A 22,140-nucleotide genomic window follows, 5' to 3' on the forward strand; every position below is an offset into this window, starting at 1 on the left:
GTTCGTGACTCAGACCGCGGCGGAGGCCTCGAGAATGCTGAGCGACTCGGGTAGCTCGCCGAGCACAAGCCGGGTGACCACGTGCGTGAACACATTGAGGCCGGCCACAAGATCCTCGTCTGACGTGAATTCACGCTCGTTGTGCGAAATGCCGTCGGCCGCACTGGGAACGAAGAGCATAACCGTAGGCACGATCTCCTTCATGTTGGTGGCATCGTGGCCAGCGAGCGTGAGTACGCGGTCGTTGGAATAGCCCAGGAGTTCGGCCGAGCTGCGTGTGAGCTCGATTCCGCTTTCCAAGAAGGGACCGCTCTCCCAGATGCTCGCACCGATCTCGTCGATGCTCACACGACACTCTGCCTCAATCCGGGCGATCGCGGCTTGGAGGTGGGAGTAGGCCTCTGCGAGAAGCCCTGATTCTCGAGCGCGAATATCGATCAGAAAACGCACCTCGCGGGCCACTGTGACGGGGGAGTTGGGGGCCACATACAGTTCGCTGATTGAGCTATGCACAGCCTCGTCATCGAAGTGGGCCAGGAGGTCGTTCACCGCCACGATAACCTTGGCCGCTCCGAGCAGGGCGTCGCGTCGGTCCTTCATCCGCGTTGCGCCGGAGTGAGACTGCTCTCCACGCACAACGATCTCGTACTTGCGGGCCGACCAGGTGGATGAGACCATCCCGATGGTCGTGTTGGCGTCATCCATGCTGCGGCCCTGCTCGATGTGAATCTCCGAGTAGGCCGCGATCGGCGGAGGGGTGAAGGTGCCAACGCCGTTGATGGCGTGCAGAGCTTCGGCAACAGAGACACCCTGAGCGTCCACGGTGGCCAGCGTCTTTTCCAGGTCAAGCAGACCGGTAAACACACCGCTGCCCATCATGCTCGGCTTGAAGCGGCACCCTTCTTCATTGAACCAATCCACAACTGCCAGATTGAATGTGGGGGCAGCGCCGCTCGCGGCCAACTGCTCGCGCGTGCGGAGTGACGCGTGAGCGGCGGCAAGAACACCGTAGGCGCCGTCGAATCGTCCGGCGAGCGGCTGGCTGTCGAGGTGCGAGCCGAGCAGAATATATGGAGCCCCAGGAACGAGTTCCAGCAGCCCAAAGACATTGCCGATGGGGTCCATGTCAACGGTGAAGCCATTGGAGCGCAGGAGCTCGGCGAACCAGTCTCGGGTCTGTCCGTCTGCCGGAGTGGCTGCTTGGCGATCTACACCGTGGTTGTCGGTGGAACCGAAGCCAGACATCGTGACGAAGTCATCAAGAAACGCCGCGTCGTCAGCCGACGACGGGCGCACGAACTCAAGCCCAGTCACGCTGCAGCTCCATCGTTGAGCAGTGGAGTCCGCCACCGTTTTTGAGAATCTCCCGGAACGGAATGGCCGTGATGTCGACCCCGGCCTCATCACGCAGCATCGAGGCGGTTAGGGGCAAGTGATCGGGCATGATGACCTTTCTCTTATCAAGGACGAGCATATTGCAGGCCCATTCTTCGCGGCTGTCCACTTCGAGGGTTTCGATGCCCAAGTCCCAGAGGGCAGTCATGTAATCGTAGGGTGCCAGACGAGGGTTGACGAGGGCGAGGTTGTCGTCGATCATGACCGAGCACATGTCGAGGTGAATGAGGTATCCGGGAAGATTGACCTGCTTGAGTGTGATGCCCTGCTCTTCGAGAATATTCGCCAATTGCCGGTAACCGTCGGGGTTGCACCGCACGGATGTTCCGAAAAAGGCCAAATCTTTGCGCACCTTCACGAAGCTGCCACCTTCGACGAGGCCAGCGCCGGTAATGGTCCCGAGAATGGGCAGCCCGGCGGCGGCCACGGTCTGGGTAATGGACTGTTCCTCGCCGCGTCGCATCCGCGGGGCCAGGCGACCGATGATCGCGCCGCCTGGGATCGTGACGAGCGGGTCTCGGGTGTAGACGGCCTTGGTGAAAGTGCTGCCGAGTTCGGGAGCGAAGACCACCTCGACTCCGTTCGCCGTGAGTGTGTCCACGAAGCCCTGGTACTGCGTGTCGAGGAGTGGCATGTTGGGGGCGTCGGGGCCAGTCCAGTACCAACGGCGATCGGGGTCAACCAGTGCGCCGAGCTCTTCATTCCAGGCGTCTTCAGTGATTTTTCCCAGCCCACGGCTCGGTCGTCGCATGAGCACTGATCGAAGTTTTCCCACCTCATCGGCGGCGCCCCAGCGGCGCCCCCACACCGACTCCAGTTCGCCGTGTTCAGAGAATGGGGGTGTGGCTTCTGGGCCCATCAGACGGTGGAATTTGCCATCTGACAGTTCCATGGTCGAGTCGCTGATTATGGTCATCTGAGTTGTCCTTTCGCGGGCTTCGCACTGTGCGCCCCGCCATTGCAGCGCGTGAGGTCTCGTCAACGCACGGTGCGCGTTCAGCGACGTGGTTGTTTGTAGAGCATATTATGTTGCTTCTTCTGCAACAAGCGAATTGACCTGTCAGAATGGGAGTGTCAAATCTGCGTTCTCAGGAGAGATCATGCGCCCGATGCCCGTCGAACTCTCTAACCACCGAGCAGCAATTGGGAGCCGCTTGCGCGCCGCCCGCCGTGCGCAGCAGTTTACGATCGACCAGCTTGCTGTTGCTACGGGGCTCACCAAAGGTTTTATTAGTCGCATCGAGCGAGATATGACCTCGCCGAGCGTGGCTACTCTTGTGGCGCTCTGTGAGGTGTTGAACGTGAGCATCGGTGACCTGTTCATGTCCTCTGTCGGTGAACTCGTCACTGCAGAGAACGCACCCCACATCAATTTGGGCGGGATCGGAGCCAACGAGATCCTGCTCACGCCGCGTCGTGAGGGGCGGGTTCAAGTCGTGCGGTCGACGGTTGTTCCTGGAGGTACGGGAGGCGACAAGCTTTACACCGTGAACTCGCCAGTGGATGTTGTTCACGTTTTATCGGGGTCGCTCACGGTGCAGTTCAGCGATCGAGTATGGCAACTCGCACCGGGCGATTCGCTGACTTTCGATGGTCGCGAACCGCACACCTGGGTTGGCGACCTTGCTGTTGAAACAGAACTCATCTGGGTTCTGGCCCCGGCCGCCTGGGAGGGCTCGGTCTAAACCACGCGGGCGAGCGCAAGGCGCCACCCAATTTCAGGGCGTGAATATTTCGAATCGTGACGGACGCGAACGCGAACGCGCCTGCGGATACCGTCCTCGCAGGCAGGGACGTGTACGGCGCCACGGAACAATCTGTGCTCGCTTGCACGGGGAGAAACCTTGACCTGAAGCCATGTTTCGTGTTTTCACGCGTTTTGTGAACTTTCTGTTACGAATCGGGCAATGACGCAAAAACCTTGCCTTTCTGTTTACCAGCGGAATACTTTAGTTACATCAGAAGGAAATCACGGCTGTCGTGGTTTGAGGCAAGGGACAGCAAAACATGACCGAAATTCAACGCACCGGCGGAGACCTCGCCATTGAAACGCTTGAGGCGCTGGGTGCCCGCACCGTATTTGGTATCCCTGGCCAGCACGCCCTCGGCCTTTTCGATGCCCTCAGCCGGGGTCATCTCGACTTCGTGAGTTCCCGGGTGGAAAACAATGCGGCGTTCGCTGCCGATGGTTTTTCCCGCGCCACCGGCGAGGTTGGTGTCCTGTTCCTGTCCGCCGGCCCGGGCGCGTTGACCGCCCTAGCCGGGCTTCAGGAGGCACACGCAACAGGAGTCCCGATCGTCGTTATCGCCAGTCAGATTCCCCGAGTCGGCCTCGGTGGTGCCCGTAAGGGGCTTCTGCACCAGCTCGACGACCAGCGTGACGCCGCCGCCCAGGTGAGCAAGGACACGTGGCTCGTGCGCACCCCCGGGCAGATTCCATCGGCGATTGCTGATGCGTGGACGCTGGCAGTATCGGCACCCGCTGGTCCGGTGTGGGTCGAAATTCCCCAAGACGTCCTCTTGGAATCGACCGATCTGCCGCCGGTCGTTGACATACATGCGGCTGCTTTTGCCCGTTCACCGCGCGCTGAACTAATTTCTGAAGCTGTGCGTTTGATTGATGGGGCGAGAAACCCCGTGATTCTCGTGGGCGGCGGCGCGCGGCGGTCCGGGGCGGAGCGTGAACTGATCGCCCTCGCAGAACGAATTCAGGCTCCAGTTGTGAGTACCGTCGGCGGTAAGGGGGTGTTCCCGTGGGCGCACGAACTGAGTGCGCAGTCCTGGGTTGAAGACAGGTACACGACTGAGCTACTAGAGAATGCAGACGTACTCGTTATCGTGGGCACATCGCTCGGTGAGATCACGAGCAACTACTTCACCTTCGCCCCCACCGGTCGCTTGATCCAGATTGATGCAGAAGCTCGGGTTCTTGAGTCAAACCATCCGGCTTTGGGTATCCATGCCGATGCAGCACTGGCGCTTGGAGCTCTGGCCAATGCAGTGCAGCCGGCGCAGCGCCCGGAATCGTCGCGCACGGTGAGAACGTTGCTGCTCAATATAAAGGAGCGCCTGGATAGCCAAGACCTCGGATTAGAACGCGGCCTCCTGGCCGACATTCGGTCTGCAGTCCCGGATGATGCGGACACCTTCTGGGATATGACCATCGCTGGATACTGGGCCTGGTCTGCTTGGGATCCCAGACGCGGCGGCTTTCACAGCGCCCAAGGAGCCGGAGGACTTGGCTTCGGCTTTCCAGCCGCACTCGGTGGGGCCGCGGGAACGGAGCGACACACATTCGCCGTCTCCGGCGATGGCGGCGCCATGTACTCCATCGCCGAGCTGGCCGCTGCACGGCAACACAACACCCCGGTGACGTGGCTCATCGTCGACGATGGCGGCTACGGAATCCTGCGGGAATACATGGTCGAAAGCTTCGGCCAGGCTACCGCCACCGAACTGGCCCGTCCCGATTTTGCTGCCCTCGCGGCGTCATTCGGCGTTCCTGCCTGGAATGCGACACCGCAAACGCTCGCAGCAGACCTCGCGGCGGCTTGGGCCACCGCCGGACCCACCGTGGTCGTGCTCAGCGCTCATCTCGCGCTCTTCGCACCCACTCACCTCTAACTTTTACCCCCGAGAACCGCCAGCCCCATCCTGCACAACTGTTCCCCGCACTCACAACCATCGGAGAAATAATGTCGTCGTTCACTTCACGCAGCGGATCAAAGATCCGTCCCAGTATCTCCGTTCTTGTCGCCGGTTTAGCGTCTGTCGCCTTACTGTCCGGCTGCGCCGCTGCTGCCGAACCTGCCGCCGCGCCAGCAGCAGATGCTGCGGTGAGTGCTGACAGCACTCTGTTCGACATGTTGCCCGCCGACATTCAGACCAGCAAGGTCATCAAGATTGGCACGGAGGCGATGTACGCGCCCTACGAGTACCTCGACACCGACGGCACCACCATCGTCGGGCTTGACCCGGACCTTGTGACCGCTCTGACCCAGCGACTCGGCGTCACCTTCGAGCTCACCAACGCCGCCTTCGACGGACTTCTGCCCGCGCTCGACGCGAACCGGTTTGACATGCTGGCCGCCGGTTACACGAACACCGTCGAGCGTCAGGCGCAGTATGACTTCGTGAACTATTACAAGTCCAGCCAAGGCATTGTCGTAAAAGCAGGAAACCCGGAGAGCATCGTGACGATGGAGGACCTCTGCGGCCAGCCGGTGTCCGTTCTGAAGGCATCCGCTCAAGAGAGCATGCTCGTCGCCCTCAATGACGGGGAATGCGCCGCGAATAAGGTGGATATCGTTGCTCTGCCCGACAACCAAACCGCGTTCCTGCAGGTTCAGAGCGGCCGAGTCAATGCCCTGCTGGTGCAGGATGCCGTGGCTCGGTACAACATTTCCCAGCAGGGGGAGAACGGCACCTTTGAAGTGTCCAACACTGAGCTGATCACACCCACCCTCGTGGGCATGATGTTTCGCAAGGACTCCACCGAGCTGAGCGGCGCGATTCAAGCCGCACTCCAGTCGCTCATTGACGATGGTACCTACGCCGAGATCCTTGACATCCACACCCTCACCAGCGGCGCAGTCGATTCCGCCACCATCAACGGCGGAATCGAGTAATCATGTCTATCCACGAGACGGAGACCGGGACGCTGGAGGTGGCTTCACCTGCCATGCCTGGTCTCCGGGTCGTGCAAAACCGCAAATACGGGCAGTGGATTTCTGGTGCCCTCGTTCTCGCAGTCCTTGTCGCATTCGTGAATACCATCGCTACGAACGAGTCGATCCGCTGGGAAGTGATCGCTCAATACCTGACCTACCCCACAATTTTGTCTGGCCTGTGGACGACTGTCTGGCTCACGGTAGTGAGTCTCGTCGTCGGCGTTATTGGCGGCATCCTGCTTGCCGTAATGCGCATGTCGAAAAATGTCGTGCTCTTCGCCGTCAGTGGGGCCTACATCTGGTTCTTCCGAGGCACGCCTCTGCTCGTTCAGCTGTTGCTTTGGTATAACTTGGCGCTATTCTTTCCGCGACTTGGCCTCGGTGCCTTGAGCGTCGACACCAACATGTTCATTACGCCGGTAATGGCAGCACTCCTCGCCCTGGCCTTGAACGAGGCGGCATATATGGCTGAAATTGTGCGCGGAGGTATTCTGGCCGTGCACCCCGGCCAAAAGGAAGCGGGATCGGCCCTCGGCATGCCTAACGGAGCTGTCCTTCGGCGGATTGTCCTTCCTCAGGCAATGAAGGTGGTTATCCCGCCTGCAGGCAACGAGTTGATTACTCTGCTCAAAATGACCTCGCTGGTCGCCGTCATTGGTGCAGGTGACCTTCTGACAAATGCGCAATACATCGGAACGCGCGACTTCACCCCCATGGAGATGCTCCTCGTCGCGACCGTGTGGTACCTGCTGCTGACGACCATTGCCACGTTCGGGCAGTACCTTCTCGAGAGGCGACTGATGCGCAGCAGCACACGGACGGCCCGGCGCCCGCTGCTTCGGCAGCTTCTTCGCAACCTCACCCCCGATCGCGTGCGCCCATGAGCGCCCAGAACGACGACAGGACACCGATTGTGACGAGTGAAGCAGCACGCAGCACCGCCCCGCAGGCTCAGGGTCAACTTATGGTTGATGCGGCGAACCTCTACAAGTCCTATGGGGCCGTTGATGTGCTCAGAAACGTGTCGCTGCAGGTGAAGGCTGGCGAAGTGACGTGTGTGCTCGGCCCGTCAGGCAGCGGAAAATCGACACTGCTGCGCTGCCTGAATCACCTCGAAAAACCCGATGCGGGCACGATCACCGTTGATGGTGCGCTCATCGGCTACCGCCGGAAAGGTGATGTTCTCCACGAGCTTGGGAACAAAGCTATTTCGCGTCAGCGCGAAGACTTGGGGATGGTCTTTCAGGGTTTCAACCTGTTCCCTCATATGACAGCGCTGCAGAACATCACGGAAGCTCCGGGTCGACTGCGCCGAGAGAGCTCGGCCGCGTTGCGCACCCGGGCCCAAGATCTCCTGACAAGGGTGGGTCTGGCAGATATGGGGGACCGGTACCCGAGCCAGCTCTCCGGTGGGCAGCAGCAGCGAGTGGCGATCGCACGGGCACTGGCCATGCAGCCCAAGGTCATGTTGTTCGATGAGCCTACATCTGCCCTCGACCCGGAACTGGTCAGCGAAGTTCTCGATGTCATGCGAAGCCTCGCCGCATCCGGTGTCACGATGATCGTTGTCACGCACGAGATCGGATTTGCCCGAGAAGTGGCCGACAGCGTCGTGTTCATGGACCACGGCGTGATTGTTGAGGCGGGGCCGCCGGAGCAGGTCTTTGATGCCCCCGTTCACAATCGCACGAAAGCATTTTTGTCGCGTGTGCTCAAGTGAATTCGCGTCAGACGATTGTTGTCCTTGACCCTTTCGCATCCGTTGACCGCATTGAGGCGATATTGGGGAAGGATGCAGAGCATTTTGAGGTTGTGGCTGCCGTAACTCTGCCTACCTCGGGCGATGTGTTTGCTGTGCTGCTCGGTCCGGAAACACCCATAACGGGTTCTGAAGTGGCGAACCTGACCGGGTTGCGGATCGTGTCCGTAAGCTCGACCGGGTTCGACCACGTTCCGGTGCACGCCGTGACGGCAGCTGGCGCCTGGGTGAGCACAGCCGCGGGCTATTGCACCGACGAGGTAGCCGAACATGCGTTGGCGCTGATCCTTGGCGGATTACGTGGGGTCCCCGCCCTAGACGCGAGTGTCCGCCGCGGAAAATGGGACGTGACTTTGAGCAGGCCCAAACGCATTCGTGGCGCTGTTGTTGGGTTGGTGGGGTTCGGGCGGATCGCACAGGCCGTGGCCGGACTACTTCGCCCGCTCGGTGTGGTCGTGAAGGCCTACGACCCGTGGATCCCAGACGATGTCTTCGAGCGATTCGGCGTCTCCAGAGCACAATCCATTGAGACTGCACTTCAGAATGCGGATGCCGTGAGTCTGCACGTGCCACTGATCCCTGAAACTGTGCACCTGATTGATTCCACCAGGATGGCAATACTGCGCCGGGGAACGTTCTTAGTCAATGTCGCTCGGGGTTCCCTCATTGACACGGATGCTGTCTGTGACGCAATCGAGAGCGGGCAATTGTCGGGCGCGGCCCTCGACGTTTTCCAGGAAGAACCGCTGCCAATGGACGCTCGTGTTCGGCAGATCGCGAGGGTGCTTCTCAGCCCGCACGGAGCTTGGTACTCCGACGAAGCGGAGGAGCGCCTGTTCACCATGGCGACCGAATCGATTCTGGATGTTTTCCACGGTCGGACACCGGCTGGCGCGGTTGCCGCCCCCGCGATCTAGACGGGCTCCTTCTCGGCGCTAACCCTGGCGGGCTTTCAGTCGCGGGTTCTTCTTGTTGATCACAAACACGCGTCCCCGTCGGTGCACGATTTGAGCGCCCGGGAGTTTCTTGAGCGCCTTCAGCGAATTTCGAACCTTCATAGTCACCTGTTTCTTATTGAGAATGAATATCAACTAGAGTTGCAGGCATGACAACCTCTTCTCGTTGCACCGTGAATCTCATCAGTGGACTGACCGGCGCCGGCAAGTCATCGACGGCGCGGGCCAGCGGCACAACCTTCATCGGTGTTGATGGCTCCGATCACGGCTCCGTATCTAACGCAATAGCCAGCACCCTACCCACGGACGTGATGCTGGAGATGCACCCGTCGGTCGTCCCGATCGAGGTGGCGGTCTCGGTAATGGCCCTCGCCGGAGACCGCGCCCTTCGGCTCGAGCAGCAATCCTTCGACATCGACATCGGCAATTTCGTGAGTGTGATTGACGCGTCCACGTTTTGGACCGACATCCGCAGCGATGCTCTCGCGCCGATTCCACCCGTGTTGTGCGTTACCCATGGCGAACACGATCGAACAATCGCCGATGCGCTCGTTGAGCAGATCGAATGGGCCAGCGTTGTCGTCATCAATAAGACCGACCTCTCGACAGCCGCCGACTGTGCTGACCTTCGTGACTTCGTCCGCTTGCTCAATCCCTCCAGCCACGTGATGTTCGCCCGATACGGGCGGAGCGCAAGCAGCCCGTGGCCGCCACCGCGCGAGAAAATGCTGGACTGGTTACAGCAGAGTCCCGGTTGGATCCGTCAGCTCAACAGTGAGGGGCTTCCTACCATCGGGCGCAGCGGACTCGGATGCGTTGTGTATCGTGACCTGCTACCGTTTCACCCGGGCCGACTTGCTGATTTCCTCAGCACTCACACGGCAGACGCGGGCGAGATCCTGCGCTCCCGGGGTCTCTTCCGTCTGGCGTCTCGTCCGCACACTGTGGGCTCGTGGAACAGCGCAGGCCCCACCATCGGCTTCGAACCCACCAGCATGGGCAGCCACGACCCCGAGTCGCCATGGGGCCAGGAGATCGCCTTTTTTGGAAAAGATCTCGACGCAGCCGCGCTCACCGCAAACCTAGATGCGTGCCTGTTGACCAATCGTGAGTTTGTCGGCGGCCCCATCGAATGGCGGTCCCTTGCCGATCCCTTTCCGGCGTGGGACGTCAACTAGAACGCTCCGAAATATCAGCCTCCTCAACACAACTGAACGGATGCCCAACATGGAACGCACGACAGTTTCGTCTTCAACTGAGCGAGAAGCCAGCGGCCCTCTCGTTGCACTGTGTGCAGGGCACCGCTGCAGCGCACTTCACCGCTTGGCCGCCGGCCAAAGTGGCACCGACCGCCTGCGGTCAACAATCGCCGCCGAAAGGGGAGCGGTTCTTGTGGCGACAGAGTGTCTCGGAGCTTGCGCCAGCGGAGCTGTTGCTGCAGTCGCCCGGCGTGATGGACCCAGCGGAAAAACGGGGCCCTCGGTGTGGATCGGCGGGATGGACCAGCAGGAAACCCTGGATGCGGTCTTGGACTGGGTGTCCGCGGGTGGTCCACCGCGCATCGATGCTCCGCTCACCGCTATCCCAGCCGAACTGGACAGTGCCGTTCTCGGTATCGGCACGCCTATTCGGACACACCGCCCCACGTGTTGACTACGGGTTCACCAGAATTCCGGCCACCGCTACCAGGCTGACGCACTCATAGATGATACGGCGAGCGCCGTAACATAGGGCAGCGCGGCAAGGGCCGACCAGGCCACGGGTGCGCGCCGGGTGGCATTCCGGGGATCCCAGCTGAACAGGAGGGCCGCCAGCCCGAAAGCCACGGCCCCGCCCGCGGTCAGAATCGCGAGCGACCACCACGGCTGGGTGGCGACCTGGCCCAGTGCGAGTGCGGAGAAGGCATCCATTGCGTAGCTGGTGGGAAGAAGCATCGCGACCGTGTCGAGCCCGGTGGGCAGGATGCTGACGGGAAGCATGAGTCCGCCGAGAATCATGGAGGGTAAGAAGACGAGTTGGGACAGCAGCACGGTTACCCGTGAGTTCGAGGACACGACACCGATGAGCGCTCCGATGCCGGCCAGCGCGAAGGCCGAGACCACGAAGACCAGGAGGAATCCACCCCAGTTGACAATGGCCTGGCCACCGAAGATGAGGGGTGCGGTGACGGCGATGATCATCGTGACCAGCAGAGCGTGAACCATGCTGGTGATGAGGGGGATCGTGAGCAGGGAGAGCGCCGGTACCCCGTTGATCTTGTAGGAACGGAAGATGCCTGCGTTTCTCGCATTCACGAGTGTGTCGGGCATTCCCAGCAGCGCCCCGCTCATGATGGCGAACAGGGACATGGCGGGAATCACCGTAAGGAGAAAACCCGGGTTGATCTCGCCCATCAGTGCGCCCAACAGAGCATAAACGCCGAGGGGAAACAGGTAATTCATCAGCAGAAGCGTCTTGTTACGAAGCCCGAACCGGAACTCGAAGCCGAGGTGCATGGCGAAGGCGCTCATCGGCTCGTACCCTCCGTCGTGATTTCGAGAAACCGTTCTTCTAAACTCGGCCTCTCGACGCGCAGGTCGATCAGCGAGTCTGCCTTGGACGTGATGAACGCGATGAGAGCCGGTACCGTTTGGCCGACATCGTCGCTGAGATACACCACATATTCCCCGCGGGTTGGGGGCTGCTGAACGGCGGGGAAGACGGCATCCGGCAGGCTCAGGCACTCTCGTTCGGTGCGCACCGAGATTCGCGTGAGGCCAGCCCCCGATGCTGTCAGTTCCAGCGGGGTGCCGGTCGCCACGATCTTTCCGCGGAGGAGGATGGCAATGCGGGTGGCCAGTTCCGACGCTTCGGCCATGTCGTGAGTGGCGAGCAGGATTGTGGTGCCGGCCTGCTGAAGCTCGCGGATGAGATCGTGCAGCATCACGCGCGATGACACGTCGAGGCCGGCGGTGGGTTCGTCCAGGATGAGAACCGCGGGGCTGTGCACCACGACGAGGGCAAGAGAGAGCCGGCGTTGCTGGCCGCTGGAGAGCTCGTGGTACTGGGCGCTCCGCTTATCTCCCAAGCCGACCCTTTCCACCAGATCGAAGCGAGGCGCGATCCCGTGATACGTGCAGAAGAAACGCATCGCCTCGTCTACACGGAGGCTCTCCGGGAGTGCCGAGGACTGCAACTGCACGCCGATCAGGTTGCTGAGCCGTCGGCCGCCCGCGCCCGGATCTACGTCGCCGACGCGCAGCCGTCCGCCATCCGCTCGCCTCAGGCCTTCGAGGCACTCGAGCGTCGTGGTCTTACCCGCTCCATTCGGCCCGAGTAGGCCGAAGACGTCGCCAGATTCCACGTCAAAACTGATTCCGTCGACCGCGACGACGTCGCCTTAAGACTTGCGTAAGTCCTGAACACGAATCGTCATGCTGCTCAGTGAACCACCGTGCGGCACACGCGGCTAGGCCGAAGTGCGGTGTGCACTGCCCCGAGGAACACCGCCGATGTCGTTCCATTTTGGTAAATGGTTCACCCGCTTTTCGCCGTGGGGCGGCAGGCTACCGGTTCATGACGGAGAGTGGAAGGTACGCAGTCACGATCCAATTGGGCGTGTCGACCACCTCACTGATCTTGAGATCCACAACCACGGAGGACAGAATATAGGCCTCGTGCGGCTCTATCTTGTAGGTAAAGCACATGTGGTCGATCATGTGGCGAAGTGCTGCCCGTGCGGCCTCGAGAAGATCCGGCCCCACCCCTGTGGTGGCGTAATACCCCTGATCTTCGATTCCCAGCCGCAATGGTCCCGAGGTTTGAAACTGCGGAGACGGAATGGACCGCCCCTTGTGCAGGGTGACTTTCAGCGTCCCGCTCAAGGGCGCCTCGATGGCCGTCACGCAGACTTCACCATCGCCCTGAGCGGCGTGCGGGTCACCGAACATGAGTCGCGCGCCGGGCAGGCCGACCGGGAGAAAAATTTTGGTTCCCACGACCAGATCACGGATGTCCATATTGCCGCCAAAGTTGCCAGGAGGCATGACAGGCAAGGGTTCCGCAGTTGCCGGAGTACACGCCAAAACCCCGAGAAAGGGACGAAGGGGAATCGTCGCCACATCCAGAAACTCGGTCGTGCGACCGTTCGACAGATCCCACTTGTAGATGAACGGATCAGTAAAATCGTCTGGCAAAAGACCAGCGCCGGGCCTGCTGGCGGTGAACCCCCATCCCAGCGGGCTGAATTCGAGGGGTTCCACTTCGAGTACATCACCGGGCTCCGCACCGTCCACCATGATGGGCCCCCGCAGCGGATAGCTGCGGGAGGCGTCACGATCGGGGATGGGATCACCGTTGCGGTAGTGCTCGAGTTGTCCGTCCCCGGCATCCAAGACATCAAAGCTGATGGTGTCGCCGCTGCGGATGCCCAGAACCGGCTCGTGCTGCGGGGTCCACAGGCGGTTGTAAATGTCGGGGACCTCGTGGTGGGCCATGGTGACTCGCTTTCCAAGTGGTGGTGTCAAAGCTGTGCAGCGCGCCTCTTTTTAAGAACGGCAGTGGGCGTGGTGCGAGGTGATGCCCACCCGCACGAACTGTCAGATTTGTGTCGGGGAGAACCATCAGCTTGCCCTAAATTTTGCCTGTTAGTCTCATAACATACGTCTCCTGCGGGTCGGTGAGACGCCTTATTGCAACCGCCTGACGATCAGGTCTGAGTGCCCAACGCGGCGGATGCAATGCACCGGGATTCAGCCCCCGTTGCTCGACCTCACAACGTTCCTGATCACGGCGATCAGAAACCCTGGAAGGAACCACATGACCGATGCACACGGCGTCGTCGCGACCGACGACAACACTGACCAGCCTATGGGCGACGGCTGCCCCGTTCCCCACGGGCAGAGCATGCCGCAGCCCACACGCAATTCCTCGAACAGCGGGTGGTGGCCGGATCGTCTCAACCTGAAGACGCTGGCCAAGAACCCCGCCGTGTCCAATCCTTTCGGCGGCGACTTCAACTACGCCGAGGCCTTCGAGTCCCTCGACCTGGCTGCGGTGAAGAGTGACATCGCCACAGTGCTCACCACGTCTCAGGACTGGTGGCCGGCCGACTTCAACCACTACGGCCCGCTCATCGTGCGCATGGCGTGGCACTCCGCGGGTACCTACCGTGTCTATGACGGTCGTGGGGGTGCCGGAACCGCCCAGCAGCGCTTCGCTCCGCTGAACAGCTGGCCCGACAACGTGAACCTTGACAAGGCCCGCCGACTGATGTGGCCCATCAAGCAGAAGTACGGCCGCAACCTCTCCTGGGGTGACCTCATTGTGCTCGCCGGCAACGTGGCCCTCGAAACCATGGGGTTCAAGACCTTCGGCTTCGGTGGAGGCCGCGTTGACGCGTGGGAGCCCGACGACGACATCTACTGGGGCCCCGAGACCACGTGGCTCGGTGACCAGCGCTACACGGGCGACCGCGAGCTGGAGAAGCCGCTGGCCGCCGTGCAGATGGGCCTCATTTATGTGAACCCGGAAGGCCCCAACGGCAACCCCGACCCGATGGCGTCGGCACGAGACATTCGCGAGACATTCGCGCGGATGGCCATGAACGACGAAGAGACCGTGGCGCTGATCGCGGGTGGCCACACCTTCGGCAAGACCCACGGAGCCGCATCCGATAGTCACGTTGGTCCGAGCCCCGAAGATGCCGACCTCACGGAAATGGGCATGGGCTGGATCAGCAGCTTCGGCACCGGCAAGGGCGACGACACGATCACCTCGGGCCTCGAGGTGACGTGGACCTACCACCCCACACGCTGGGACAACGAGTACTTCCACATTCTGTTCGCGTACGACTGGGAGCTCATGAAGTCCGACGCGGGAGCCAACCAGTGGCGCCCGAAGGATGGCGGCGGCGCCGGCATGGTGCCCCTGGCCCATGATCCGTCGAAGCAGCGCGAGCCGCGCATGCTCACCACCGACGTTGCCCTGCGCGTCGACCCGATCTACGAAGCGATTTCACTTCGCTTCCGCGATGACCAGGATGCGTTCGCGGATGCGTTCGCTCGCGCCTGGTTCAAGCTGACCCACCGTGACATGGGTCCGAAGGCTCGGTACCTCGGCCCCGACGTAGCCACTGAAACCCTGATCTGGCAGGACCCGCTGCCCGCAGCGACCGGCACGCCTGTGACAGCCGAGCAGATCACCACGCTGAAGGCAACGATCCTGTCCTCGGACCTGACCGTGTCTCAGCTGGTCTCCACCGCCTGGGCCTCTGCGTCCAGCTTCCGCGGCAGCGACAAGCGCGGTGGCGCCAACGGTGCACGCATCCGTTTCGAGCCGCAGCGCAGCTGGGAGGTCAACAACCCCACGCAGCTGGCCGAGGTTCTGACCGGACTCGAGCAGATTCGATCCACGTTCAACGAGTCTTCGGTCAACCAGATTTCGATGGCTGACCTGATCGTCTTGGCCGGCTCTGCCGCGGTCGAGAAGGCAGCTCAGGACGGCGGCGTTGCAATCGACGTTCCGTTCACCCCGGGCCGCGTTGACGCGCTGGAGGAAGAAACCGACGTGGAGTCGTTCGCATGGCTGGAACCGGCTGCAGATGGGTTCCGCAACTACTACGGACCCCTCGCATCGATCCCTGCCGAACATCACCTCCTCGACAAGGCCAACCTGCTCACCGTGAGTGCGCCGGAGCTGACCGTACTCATCGGCGGGCTGCGCGTGCTCGGCACGAACTACGACCAGTCGAACTACGGCGTTTTCACTGACAAGCCCGGCGTGCTCAGCAACGACTTCTTCGTGACATTGCTCGACACCGGCACGAAGTGGACCGCCCTTGACCCGGGCAAGCACGCTTACCAGGGCAGCGACTACGCCACCGGCGCGGCCACCGTCACCGGTACGCGTGTCGACCTGCTTCTCGGCTCGAACTCCGAGCTGCGAGCCGTTGCCGAGGTGTATGCCAGCGACGACGCGAAGACGAAGTTCGTGCAGGACTTCGCTGCAGCGTGGGTCAAGGTCATGGAACTGGACCGCTTCGACCTGAAGTAATTCCCTACCCCCAGACGCTCTGAAAAACAGCGGCGTCTGGGGTCGTCTGGAACGGTATCCGTTTAGAGACACGTACACAAAGAAACGCTCCTGAGATTTTCAGGAGCGTTTCTTTGTGCGCTAAGGGCTGGCCGCCATCACCAGCCGCGCTTTTTCCACTCCGCGAGGCTGCCGCGCTGGGCTCCCAGCGTGGTGCCGTCGCCATGGCCGGGGTGCACGAGCGTGTCATCGGGGAGTTGGTCGAAAATGCGAGTGACCACATCGGTGTAGAGCGATGAGAATCGCGCCGCGTCATCGTTTGTGTTTCCCAACCCGCCGGGAAAGAGCGAATCACCCGTGAACAGATGCGCGGGGCCCTCAGGATCGCGGTAGAGCAGAGCAATTGATCCGGGAGTGTGTCCGCGCAGGTGGATGACGTTCAGGTCAATGTCATCAAGTGAGCGCACGTCCCCGTGGTGCAGGGGAACGTCGGTGGGTACGGCAATGTCCGCGATGTCGTCGTGACCGGCGGCGGTTGGTGCCTGTGTGGCCTCCCTGACCTCAGCCAGTGCCCGCACATGGTCCCAGTGCGAGTGCGTGGTGACAATGAGGCCCAGCTTGGCGTCGGCGCTCGTGTCGTTCTGAGCCTCGGCGAGGAGGGCGAAGATGGCGGGGGCGTTGTCTGCGGCGTCGATAAGAACCTGCGCGCCGGTGGTTTTCGAAGTGAGCACGTAGACGTTATTGCTCATCTCGGATACGGCGATGCTGCGCACCGTGAGGTTGGTGAGACCGTACATAATCCTTCTCCTGTTATCGGCGGCGGGGCTCAGTCATGATCGATGCAGCGTGGGGGAGTCCCCGCACACTGACGCGATCACCTCCGTGAACCTGCTACGAAACGGTCATTTCTCCCATGAGGCCCCACCCGTCAGCGTCGATGCGCTCGCTGATGATTTCGGGAGTCTTCACCAGAGCCTGCGGCATGGTGGCCATTGCTGCAGCGAAGTGAGTGCTTTTCACGTGAGATTCCGCGGCGTCATCCTTAAACGCCTCGACGAGGACAAACTCATCCGGGTTATCCACGCTCTGCGACCAGTCAAACCAGAGGTTGCCGCTTTCCTGGCGAGTGGCTTCGGTGAAGCTGCGCGTGAGGTCGATCCAGCGATCGCTCCAGTCGGGCTTTACGGTGAACTTGACGACGATAAAAATCATGCGGGGTCCCTTTCCTAGGTTGCTGCCCGGTGCCTGATGGAGTGTGCTCAACACCAACCGGACAGCCTGTCTAGTTTAGGCGACGGCACCTTCCAGCACGCCGTTGGTGCCGACGTCTCGGCAACACGTACCGTGCAGCGAGGTCGCGTAGGGTCGAAGAACCGTTGCGAGAACGGATGCCCGCCACCGGAAGGCCCCTCAGATGCTGACTCCCGCCCAGATTCATGACCTGCCCAAGGTGGAACTGCACCTACACATTGAAGGCACGCTGGAGCCAGAGCTGATCCTGCAGCTCGCCGAGCGCAACGGCATCCGCTTACCCTGGGCCGATATCGACGAACTGCGCCAGCAATACGAATTCACCGACCTGCAATCGTTTCTGAACCTGTACTACGCCAACATGGCGGTGCTGCAGACCGAAGAAGACTTCGCGGACCTCACCCGCGCCTATCTGCGGCGTGCGCAGGCGGCCGGGGTGCGGCACGCCGAGATCTTCATGGACCCGCAGGCGCACACCGTGCGCGGGGTGAGCCTATCCACCTGCATGAACGGGGTGGCGGCCGCACTCGCCGAGAGCGAAGCCGAATTCGGTATCTCGTCAGCCCTGATCGTGACCTTCCTGCGCGACCGTCCGGTTGCCGAAGCACTCACCATGATGCAGGACCTTATCGACATGCGGGCACCCATCGCGGGAATCGGGCTGGACTCAGCCGAAGTGGGGCATCCGCCCATCGATTTTGTTGAGGTTTTCTCGCTGGCCCGGGAGCGCGGCCTGAGGTGTGTGGCTCACGCGGGTGAGGAGGGCCCGCCGGAGTACGTGTGGCAGGCGCTTGAGCTGTTGCAGGTGTCGCGCATCGACCACGGCATTCGCAGCCTCGAAGACGATGCGCTGGTGGAGCATCTGGTAACTCACCAGATTCCGCTCACGGTGTGCCCGTTCTCCAACGTGCGGCTGCGCGTGATCGATACTCTCGCCGACCATCCGCTCCCTGCGATGCTGGCCCGCGGTTTGGCAGTCACGGTGAATTCTGATGACCCGGCGTACTTCGGCGGCTACCTGGACGACAATTTCATCGCCCTCACCCGCACTCTCGGTTTCGGTGCCGGGGAACTCGCAACGCTCGCCCGGAACGCGGTGCGGGCTTCCTTCCTTAAAGCGGATGCTCAGGCGCCTCTCCTCGCGCAGATCGAGGACTGGCTCACCGCTCAGGTCTGAGCCTGCTGCGGCGCTCCGTGCTGGTGCGCTGACCGTTAGAGGAGGTACGTATCGGCGGATGCGCGGCGACGCGGAAGCGTGAGCAGAGTCGAGATGCTCACGACGATCAGCAGAAGCGAGGCAACCATGAGGAACGCCGCCAGGGCGAAAGTGGGCAGCACGAACATGACGAAGCCCGCCACGATCGATATGATTCCGCTCACAAACGCGAACCAGCGAGGCGTGACGACCCGGCGAACCCCCGAGACGATGTCGATGACCCCCTCGGCAATCCACCCGATACCGATAACGAAGGCGAGTACGGTGAGGGACGCCACCGGATCGAGAATGCAGAAGACTCCGGCAGCGACGACGACGGCCCCGAGCACGCCTGACAACCACCGCATTCCCGCAGTGAGCTCATCCTGCATGAAGGCGGCAGCGATGCGAAAGATACCGGATGCGATCAGGTAGATACCGAAGAGGATGGCGACCGTGAACAGGGTTGCCTGTGGCCACACTAATCCGATGGCCCCGAGGACGAGTCCGATCATGGAAAGTGTGATGAGTGCACCGCGGTGAACCCGCCGCACCCCGACGTAGACGCTGGATACGTTTGACATGCGCACATTATGGCACCAGAAAACAAGCTTGACCAGCCTAATCAAGGAGATTCGCTGTCCTGACGAAGATGATCGTGGGGCACAATATGCGACACGATTATTGGTCACGGACTGGTTCGACCACGGTGGTCCGAGGCGTAGTCTTGCGTCATGAAACGTGCTGCAGCACTGGCCGTGTTGGGGGTTCTCCGTCTGGAGCAGCACCACAAGATTGAACCGAAAACCACGCCCTGAACACAACAACCAGACAGGGACCCGATCTCAAGGTTGCGGCCCACGTGGATGAACATCTAGGGAAAACCTCTCCTCATGCGGGTGGTCATCTCTGGTGGCTAGCTATGACCGCGTCGCCGCCTCCAACGTCCAGCTGGCGAGGAGGCTCATGGCTTCCTCCGAGGCGGATCCGGGTTCCGTGGAATAGACAAAGAGCGTTTGATCCGGGTCGCCCGGCAACATCAGCGCTTCGTAATCGATGGTGAGCTCTCCAACCAGCGGATGCCGGAGCAGCTTCGAACCGTAGGTGCGCTGGAAGACATGGTGTTCCGCCCACCATTGCCTGAAGTCGTCACTCTTCACGGCCAACTCGCCAACAAGCTCGGCCAGTGCGCGATCGTCGGGGTTGCGACCCGCATCCAGTCGGAGAGTGCCCACGACCTCGCGAGTTTGAACAGCCCAATTAGCGAAGAGACTCTTGGCCTCATCGTTGAGAACCATCCAGCGGAGAAGGTTGCGTTCTCGTGCAGGAAAGCGTTCGAAGTCGGTCAGCAGCGCTTTTGCAAGGCGATTGCTCGCCAGGACGTCTGTGCGTCGGCCCGTGATGAACGCGGGCTGACCGGTCAAAGAATCGAGCAGTTGGTGGAGTCCGGGACGCACCCGTTGAACTGTCGCCGGTCGGCGCCGAGTCGATGAAACGGGGCCAACGAGGTGCTGCAAGTGGTCTCGTCCGGCAGGGTCAAGATCGAGTGCGCGCGCCAAGGCATCCATTACGGACGCGGACGGCGTGATGCGCCGTCCCTGCTCCAAACGGGCGTAATAGTCTGTTGACACCCCCGCAAGCAGAGCAACCTCTTCGCGGCGTAGCCCCGACACCCGTCGTGCGCGGGAATCCATGGGCAGTCCTGACGTTTCCGGATTACCCAGGCCTCGAGCCCGACGCAGAAAGTCCGCTAGCTCACGATTAGTTTCAGTCACCTCTTCAGTCTCTCAAATACCCCTCTGAGACGCGCGCGCTCTGCCGTTCAGATTCAGGTGGTAGACGTGCAGTCCGCGTTCTGGTTTACTGGCTCCACCGACGCGAGCCGGACCGTATCTAACAAGGAGATCAACGTTGATTAAACCTTTATTCGCACGCACAGCTCTGGTGGTGGTCAGTGCGCTCATGATCGCTGCTGCGTCCCCATCAGCCAATGGGGGGTCGCGTCTCGACGACGACGGCGCGATCAACTCCGGTAAGGAGACGCACTCGCACGATGACGCTCAACACGGCGTCAGTGCGGGCCATCTTCCGGCCATCAGTAATAACGTCACGAAGATCGGCAACATCGATCTGTTCCCCGGGGCGGAGGAACCGGGGCGGATTGCGGATGTCTCGGCCATGGGTAATTATGCCTACCTCACCGCCTTCTACGAACCGGAGTGCGATGGCGGCGGTGTCTATGTGGTGGACATCTCCAACCCCGCGGCGCCGAAGAAGATCTCGAAGATTACCAGCCACAAGGGAACATTCAGCGGCGAAGGATCCCAGGTCATCAGCCTGAGCACGCCCTCGTTTACGGGAGATCTTCTGATCTACCAGAATGAGATCTGCCCGGGATCGACAGTTGGTGTCGGAGGCGTCACTCTCGTGGACGTGACGAACCCGCTGAAGCCGAAAAAACTGGTTGAGGGCTTCGGGGACTTTTCTGTGAAGGGAAAGAGCCAAACTCATTCAAATGAGACCCATTCTGCCTTTGCCTGGCAGGACGGATCCAAGGCCTATGCGGTTCTCGTCGATGACGAGGAAACGGCAGATATCGACATCATCGACATCACGAACCCAAGCCGCCCGAAGCTTATTTCAGAAACCAGCTTGGCAGAACAAACCAAGCAGCCGAACGGTGCCGTTCACGGGGATGCGGTCTTCCTGCACGACATGGTGGTGAAGGAGATCGCCGGTGTCCAGACGATGCTTGTGTCGTACTGGGACGGCGGCTACGCGAAACTTAACGTCGACAATCCGGCGAGCCCGGTGTTCATCAGTGACACCGATTTCGCCGCTATCGATCCAGTTCGGCTGGAAGTGACGAATGGTGAACAGCAGATCTCCCCGGAGGGAAACGGACACCAGGCCGAGTTCACGCGCGACAATGAATTCTTCCTCGCCACCGATGAGGACTTCGACCCGTACCGGGTAACCGCAACGATGGAAGATGGCACCGCGTTCACGGCGGTGCAGGGTTCAGATGTCCCGCAAATTGACACGGATACGACTCTTGCCGGTGATACCCGCGGTGTGGGCCTCGGTTGTGATGTCGCCACTATTCCGCCGGCTGACGCTACTCATACGGTGGCCGTCATCGAACGTGGAGTCTGCGACTTTGCGACGAAGGTCAGCAACGTTGAGGCGAGGGGATACCTCGGCGCGATCGTCTACAACCGCACGGGTGATGGTGGTTGCGAGGCCCTGGTGTCGATGCTGGTGACGGCCGGAATTCCGGCTGTCTTTGTGTCGCGTTCGGACGGCTTCCGGATCCTCGGTGGTCTTCCTGCCGGGTACACCTGTGATGTCTCCGGAGCCGGAACTGCGGCTCCGCCCGTCGGAACGGACGGGCAGACAGTGGATGTGAAGGCTGTCTTCGACGGATGGGGTTACGTGCATCTCTACGATGCCAACACGATGGAAGAGGTGGATCAGTACTACCTCCCGGAAGGTCAGGATCCGAGTTTCGCCTCCGGCTTCGGTGACCTGTCGGTCCACGAGGTAGCGACGGACCCCGACACCGACCTCGCGTATGTCTCGCACTATGCGGGCGGATTCCGGGTGCTCAGCTATGGTCCGGCCGGTCTTGAAGAGGTTGGTAGCTACATTGACCAAGGTGGTAACAACTTCTGGGGAGTGGAAGTGTTCACGCACCCCAACTCTCAGAAGTACGTTCTCGCCTCGGATCGCGACAGCGGGCTGTACATCTTCCAGTACACCGGCAACTGATCGGGCGGGGGACCAGGTGTATTCCTGGTCCCTCGCACGGTTCGCCAGGCGGGTATCGGGCCGAGGGCATCACTATTTGGAGTCGCGCCATCCGGTGCTGGGATACGCGGACGACGCCTTGGTGGTCGCGAT

The 22,140-nt window shown here is 61.2% G+C and carries 21 protein-coding genes; 11 read left to right on the top strand and 10 right to left on the bottom strand.

The window, feature by feature from the left end:
• Window positions 1-9: 9 nt before the first annotated feature.
• The gene (locus tag H4V99_RS07340; RefSeq protein ID WP_280676886.1) at window positions 10-1,314 is read right to left on the bottom strand and encodes a M20 family metallo-hydrolase; all 1,305 of its coding nucleotides are present in this window, start codon (window positions 1,312-1,314) and stop codon (window positions 10-12) included.
• Complete coding sequence (locus tag H4V99_RS07345; protein ID WP_280676888.1) at window positions 1,301-2,311, bottom strand: arginine deiminase family protein; 1,011 nt, start codon at window positions 2,309-2,311, stop codon at window positions 1,301-1,303. The genes H4V99_RS07340 and H4V99_RS07345 overlap by 14 nt, the downstream gene beginning before the upstream one ends.
• A 184-nt stretch (window positions 2,312-2,495) precedes the next feature.
• On the opposite strand from H4V99_RS07345, the gene H4V99_RS07350 reads away from it, so the two are divergent.
• The 6 genes from H4V99_RS07350 to H4V99_RS07375 all read left to right on the top strand — a co-directional run bounded on the left by H4V99_RS07350 (window position 2,496) and on the right by H4V99_RS07375 (window position 8,741).
• The gene (locus H4V99_RS07350) at window positions 2,496-3,080 is read left to right on the top strand and encodes a helix-turn-helix transcriptional regulator (RefSeq protein WP_280676890.1); all 585 of its coding nucleotides are present in this window, start codon (window positions 2,496-2,498) and stop codon (window positions 3,078-3,080) included.
• Between the two features lie 322 nt (window positions 3,081-3,402).
• Window positions 3,403-5,019, top strand: a complete 1,617-nt coding sequence (locus tag H4V99_RS07355) for a thiamine pyrophosphate-binding protein (RefSeq protein ID WP_280676892.1) — start codon at window positions 3,403-3,405, stop codon at window positions 5,017-5,019.
• A gap of 71 nt (window positions 5,020-5,090) precedes the next feature.
• Entirely contained in the window at window positions 5,091-6,023 is a 933-nt protein-coding gene (locus H4V99_RS07360; protein ID WP_280676894.1) for an ABC transporter substrate-binding protein, read from the top strand.
• A 2-nt stretch (window positions 6,024-6,025) separates the two neighbouring features.
• Window positions 6,026-6,949: an amino acid ABC transporter permease gene (locus H4V99_RS07365; protein ID WP_280676896.1), complete on the top strand. Its 924-nt coding sequence runs from the start codon at window positions 6,026-6,028 to the stop codon at window positions 6,947-6,949.
• 80 nt (window positions 6,950-7,029) lie between these two features.
• Window positions 7,030-7,785 (top strand): amino acid ABC transporter ATP-binding protein, encoded by a 756-nt coding sequence (locus H4V99_RS07370; RefSeq protein WP_280680017.1) that lies wholly within the window; start codon window positions 7,030-7,032, stop codon window positions 7,783-7,785.
• Entirely contained in the window at window positions 7,782-8,741 is a 960-nt protein-coding gene (locus H4V99_RS07375; protein WP_280676898.1) for an NAD(P)-dependent oxidoreductase, read from the top strand. The genes H4V99_RS07370 and H4V99_RS07375 overlap by 4 nt, the downstream gene beginning before the upstream one ends.
• Window positions 8,742-8,759: 18 nt before the next feature.
• Here H4V99_RS07375 and ykgO read toward each other — a convergent pair whose 3' ends face one another.
• On the bottom strand, window positions 8,760-8,882 hold the full coding sequence (ykgO, locus tag H4V99_RS07380; RefSeq protein WP_088455075.1) for a type B 50S ribosomal protein L36: 123 nt from the start codon (window positions 8,880-8,882) through the stop codon (window positions 8,760-8,762).
• Window positions 8,883-8,929: 47 nt separating this feature from the next.
• On the opposite strand from ykgO, the gene H4V99_RS07385 reads away from it, so the two are divergent.
• Complete coding sequence (locus H4V99_RS07385) at window positions 8,930-9,958, top strand: GTP-binding protein (RefSeq protein ID WP_280676903.1); 1,029 nt, start codon at window positions 8,930-8,932, stop codon at window positions 9,956-9,958.
• Window positions 9,959-10,277: 319 nt separating this feature from the next.
• The gene (locus H4V99_RS07390) at window positions 10,278-10,433 is read left to right on the top strand and encodes a hypothetical protein (RefSeq protein WP_280676905.1); all 156 of its coding nucleotides are present in this window, start codon (window positions 10,278-10,280) and stop codon (window positions 10,431-10,433) included.
• 29 nt (window positions 10,434-10,462) lie between these two features.
• Here H4V99_RS07390 and H4V99_RS07395 read toward each other — a convergent pair whose 3' ends face one another.
• The 3 genes from H4V99_RS07395 to H4V99_RS07405 all read right to left on the bottom strand — a co-directional run bounded on the left by H4V99_RS07395 (window position 10,463) and on the right by H4V99_RS07405 (window position 13,255).
• Window positions 10,463-11,290: an ABC transporter permease gene (locus H4V99_RS07395; RefSeq protein ID WP_280676907.1), complete on the bottom strand. Its 828-nt coding sequence runs from the start codon at window positions 11,288-11,290 to the stop codon at window positions 10,463-10,465.
• On the bottom strand, window positions 11,287-12,135 hold the full coding sequence (locus tag H4V99_RS07400) for an ABC transporter ATP-binding protein (protein WP_280680019.1): 849 nt from the start codon (window positions 12,133-12,135) through the stop codon (window positions 11,287-11,289). Before H4V99_RS07400 ends, H4V99_RS07395 begins: the two co-directional genes overlap by 4 nt.
• A 190-nt stretch (window positions 12,136-12,325) precedes the next feature.
• A complete protein-coding gene (locus H4V99_RS07405; protein ID WP_280676909.1) occupies window positions 12,326-13,255 on the bottom strand; it encodes an acetamidase/formamidase family protein in 930 nt (309 codons plus the stop codon).
• A gap of 373 nt (window positions 13,256-13,628) precedes the next feature.
• Here H4V99_RS07405 and katG point away from each other — a divergent pair, with 373 nt between their 5' ends.
• On the top strand, window positions 13,629-15,812 hold the full coding sequence (gene katG, locus H4V99_RS07410; protein WP_280680021.1) for a catalase/peroxidase HPI: 2,184 nt from the start codon (window positions 13,629-13,631) through the stop codon (window positions 15,810-15,812).
• 137 nt (window positions 15,813-15,949) lie between these two features.
• Here the strand turns inward: katG and H4V99_RS07415 are convergent, their stop codons facing one another.
• Window positions 15,950-16,588, bottom strand: coding sequence for an MBL fold metallo-hydrolase (locus tag H4V99_RS07415; RefSeq protein ID WP_280676911.1), 639 nt, complete (start codon window positions 16,586-16,588; stop codon window positions 15,950-15,952).
• 94 nt (window positions 16,589-16,682) lie between these two features.
• The gene (locus H4V99_RS07420; RefSeq protein ID WP_280676913.1) at window positions 16,683-17,003 is read right to left on the bottom strand and encodes a putative quinol monooxygenase; all 321 of its coding nucleotides are present in this window, start codon (window positions 17,001-17,003) and stop codon (window positions 16,683-16,685) included.
• 202 nt (window positions 17,004-17,205) lie between these two features.
• On the opposite strand from H4V99_RS07420, the gene H4V99_RS07425 reads away from it, so the two are divergent.
• Window positions 17,206-18,219 carry an adenosine deaminase gene (locus H4V99_RS07425; protein ID WP_280676915.1) on the top strand — a complete coding sequence of 338 codons (1,014 nt, stop codon included), beginning with the start codon at window positions 17,206-17,208 and terminating at the stop codon, window positions 18,217-18,219.
• 35 nt (window positions 18,220-18,254) lie between these two features.
• Here H4V99_RS07425 and H4V99_RS07430 read toward each other — a convergent pair whose 3' ends face one another.
• Together H4V99_RS07430 and H4V99_RS07435 are read right to left on the bottom strand one after the other, a co-directional pair.
• Window positions 18,255-18,821, bottom strand: coding sequence for a DUF308 domain-containing protein (locus tag H4V99_RS07430; RefSeq protein ID WP_280676917.1), 567 nt, complete (start codon window positions 18,819-18,821; stop codon window positions 18,255-18,257).
• 336 nt (window positions 18,822-19,157) lie between these two features.
• The gene (locus tag H4V99_RS07435) at window positions 19,158-20,012 is read right to left on the bottom strand and encodes a helix-turn-helix transcriptional regulator (protein WP_280676919.1); all 855 of its coding nucleotides are present in this window, start codon (window positions 20,010-20,012) and stop codon (window positions 19,158-19,160) included.
• Window positions 20,013-20,148: 136 nt separating this feature from the next.
• Between H4V99_RS07435 and H4V99_RS07440 the strand changes: the two genes are divergently transcribed.
• Window positions 20,149-22,008 carry a PA domain-containing protein gene (locus tag H4V99_RS07440; protein ID WP_280676921.1) on the top strand — a complete coding sequence of 620 codons (1,860 nt, stop codon included), beginning with the start codon at window positions 20,149-20,151 and terminating at the stop codon, window positions 22,006-22,008.
• The last annotated feature ends 132 nt before the right edge of the window (window positions 22,009-22,140 follow it).

The organism is Cryobacterium sp. CG_9.6 (assembly GCF_029893365.1).
Taxonomy (GTDB): domain Bacteria; phylum Actinomycetota; class Actinomycetes; order Actinomycetales; family Microbacteriaceae; genus Cryobacterium.

Excerpts from the sequence above, each read along its gene's own strand:
- H4V99_RS07345 (WP_280676888.1), bottom strand. The coding sequence starts at position 2,311 with ATGACCATAATCAGCGACTCGACCATGGAACTGTCAGATGGCAAATTC.
- H4V99_RS07350 (WP_280676890.1), top strand. The coding sequence starts at position 2,496 with ATGCGCCCGATGCCCGTCGAACTCTCTAACCACCGAGCAGCAATTGGG.
- H4V99_RS07355 (WP_280676892.1), top strand. The coding sequence starts at position 3,403 with ATGACCGAAATTCAACGCACCGGCGGAGACCTCGCCATTGAAACGCTT.
- H4V99_RS07360 (WP_280676894.1), top strand. The coding sequence starts at position 5,091 with ATGTCGTCGTTCACTTCACGCAGCGGATCAAAGATCCGTCCCAGTATC.
- H4V99_RS07365 (WP_280676896.1), top strand. The coding sequence starts at position 6,026 with ATGTCTATCCACGAGACGGAGACCGGGACGCTGGAGGTGGCTTCACCT.
- H4V99_RS07370 (WP_280680017.1), top strand. The coding sequence starts at position 7,030 with ATGGTTGATGCGGCGAACCTCTACAAGTCCTATGGGGCCGTTGATGTG.
- ykgO (WP_088455075.1), bottom strand. The coding sequence starts at position 8,882 with ATGAAGGTTCGAAATTCGCTGAAGGCGCTCAAGAAACTCCCGGGCGCT.
- H4V99_RS07385 (WP_280676903.1), top strand. The coding sequence starts at position 8,930 with ATGACAACCTCTTCTCGTTGCACCGTGAATCTCATCAGTGGACTGACC.
- H4V99_RS07390 (WP_280676905.1), top strand. The coding sequence starts at position 10,278 with ATGGACCAGCAGGAAACCCTGGATGCGGTCTTGGACTGGGTGTCCGCG.
- H4V99_RS07395 (WP_280676907.1), bottom strand. The coding sequence starts at position 11,290 with ATGAGCGCCTTCGCCATGCACCTCGGCTTCGAGTTCCGGTTCGGGCTT.
- H4V99_RS07405 (WP_280676909.1), bottom strand. The coding sequence starts at position 13,255 with ATGGCCCACCACGAGGTCCCCGACATTTACAACCGCCTGTGGACCCCG.
- katG (WP_280680021.1), top strand. The coding sequence starts at position 13,629 with ATGGGCGACGGCTGCCCCGTTCCCCACGGGCAGAGCATGCCGCAGCCC.
- H4V99_RS07415 (WP_280676911.1), bottom strand. The coding sequence starts at position 16,588 with ATGTACGGTCTCACCAACCTCACGGTGCGCAGCATCGCCGTATCCGAG.
- H4V99_RS07420 (WP_280676913.1), bottom strand. The coding sequence starts at position 17,003 with ATGATTTTTATCGTCGTCAAGTTCACCGTAAAGCCCGACTGGAGCGAT.
- H4V99_RS07425 (WP_280676915.1), top strand. The coding sequence starts at position 17,206 with ATGCTGACTCCCGCCCAGATTCATGACCTGCCCAAGGTGGAACTGCAC.
- H4V99_RS07430 (WP_280676917.1), bottom strand. The coding sequence starts at position 18,821 with ATGTCAAACGTATCCAGCGTCTACGTCGGGGTGCGGCGGGTTCACCGC.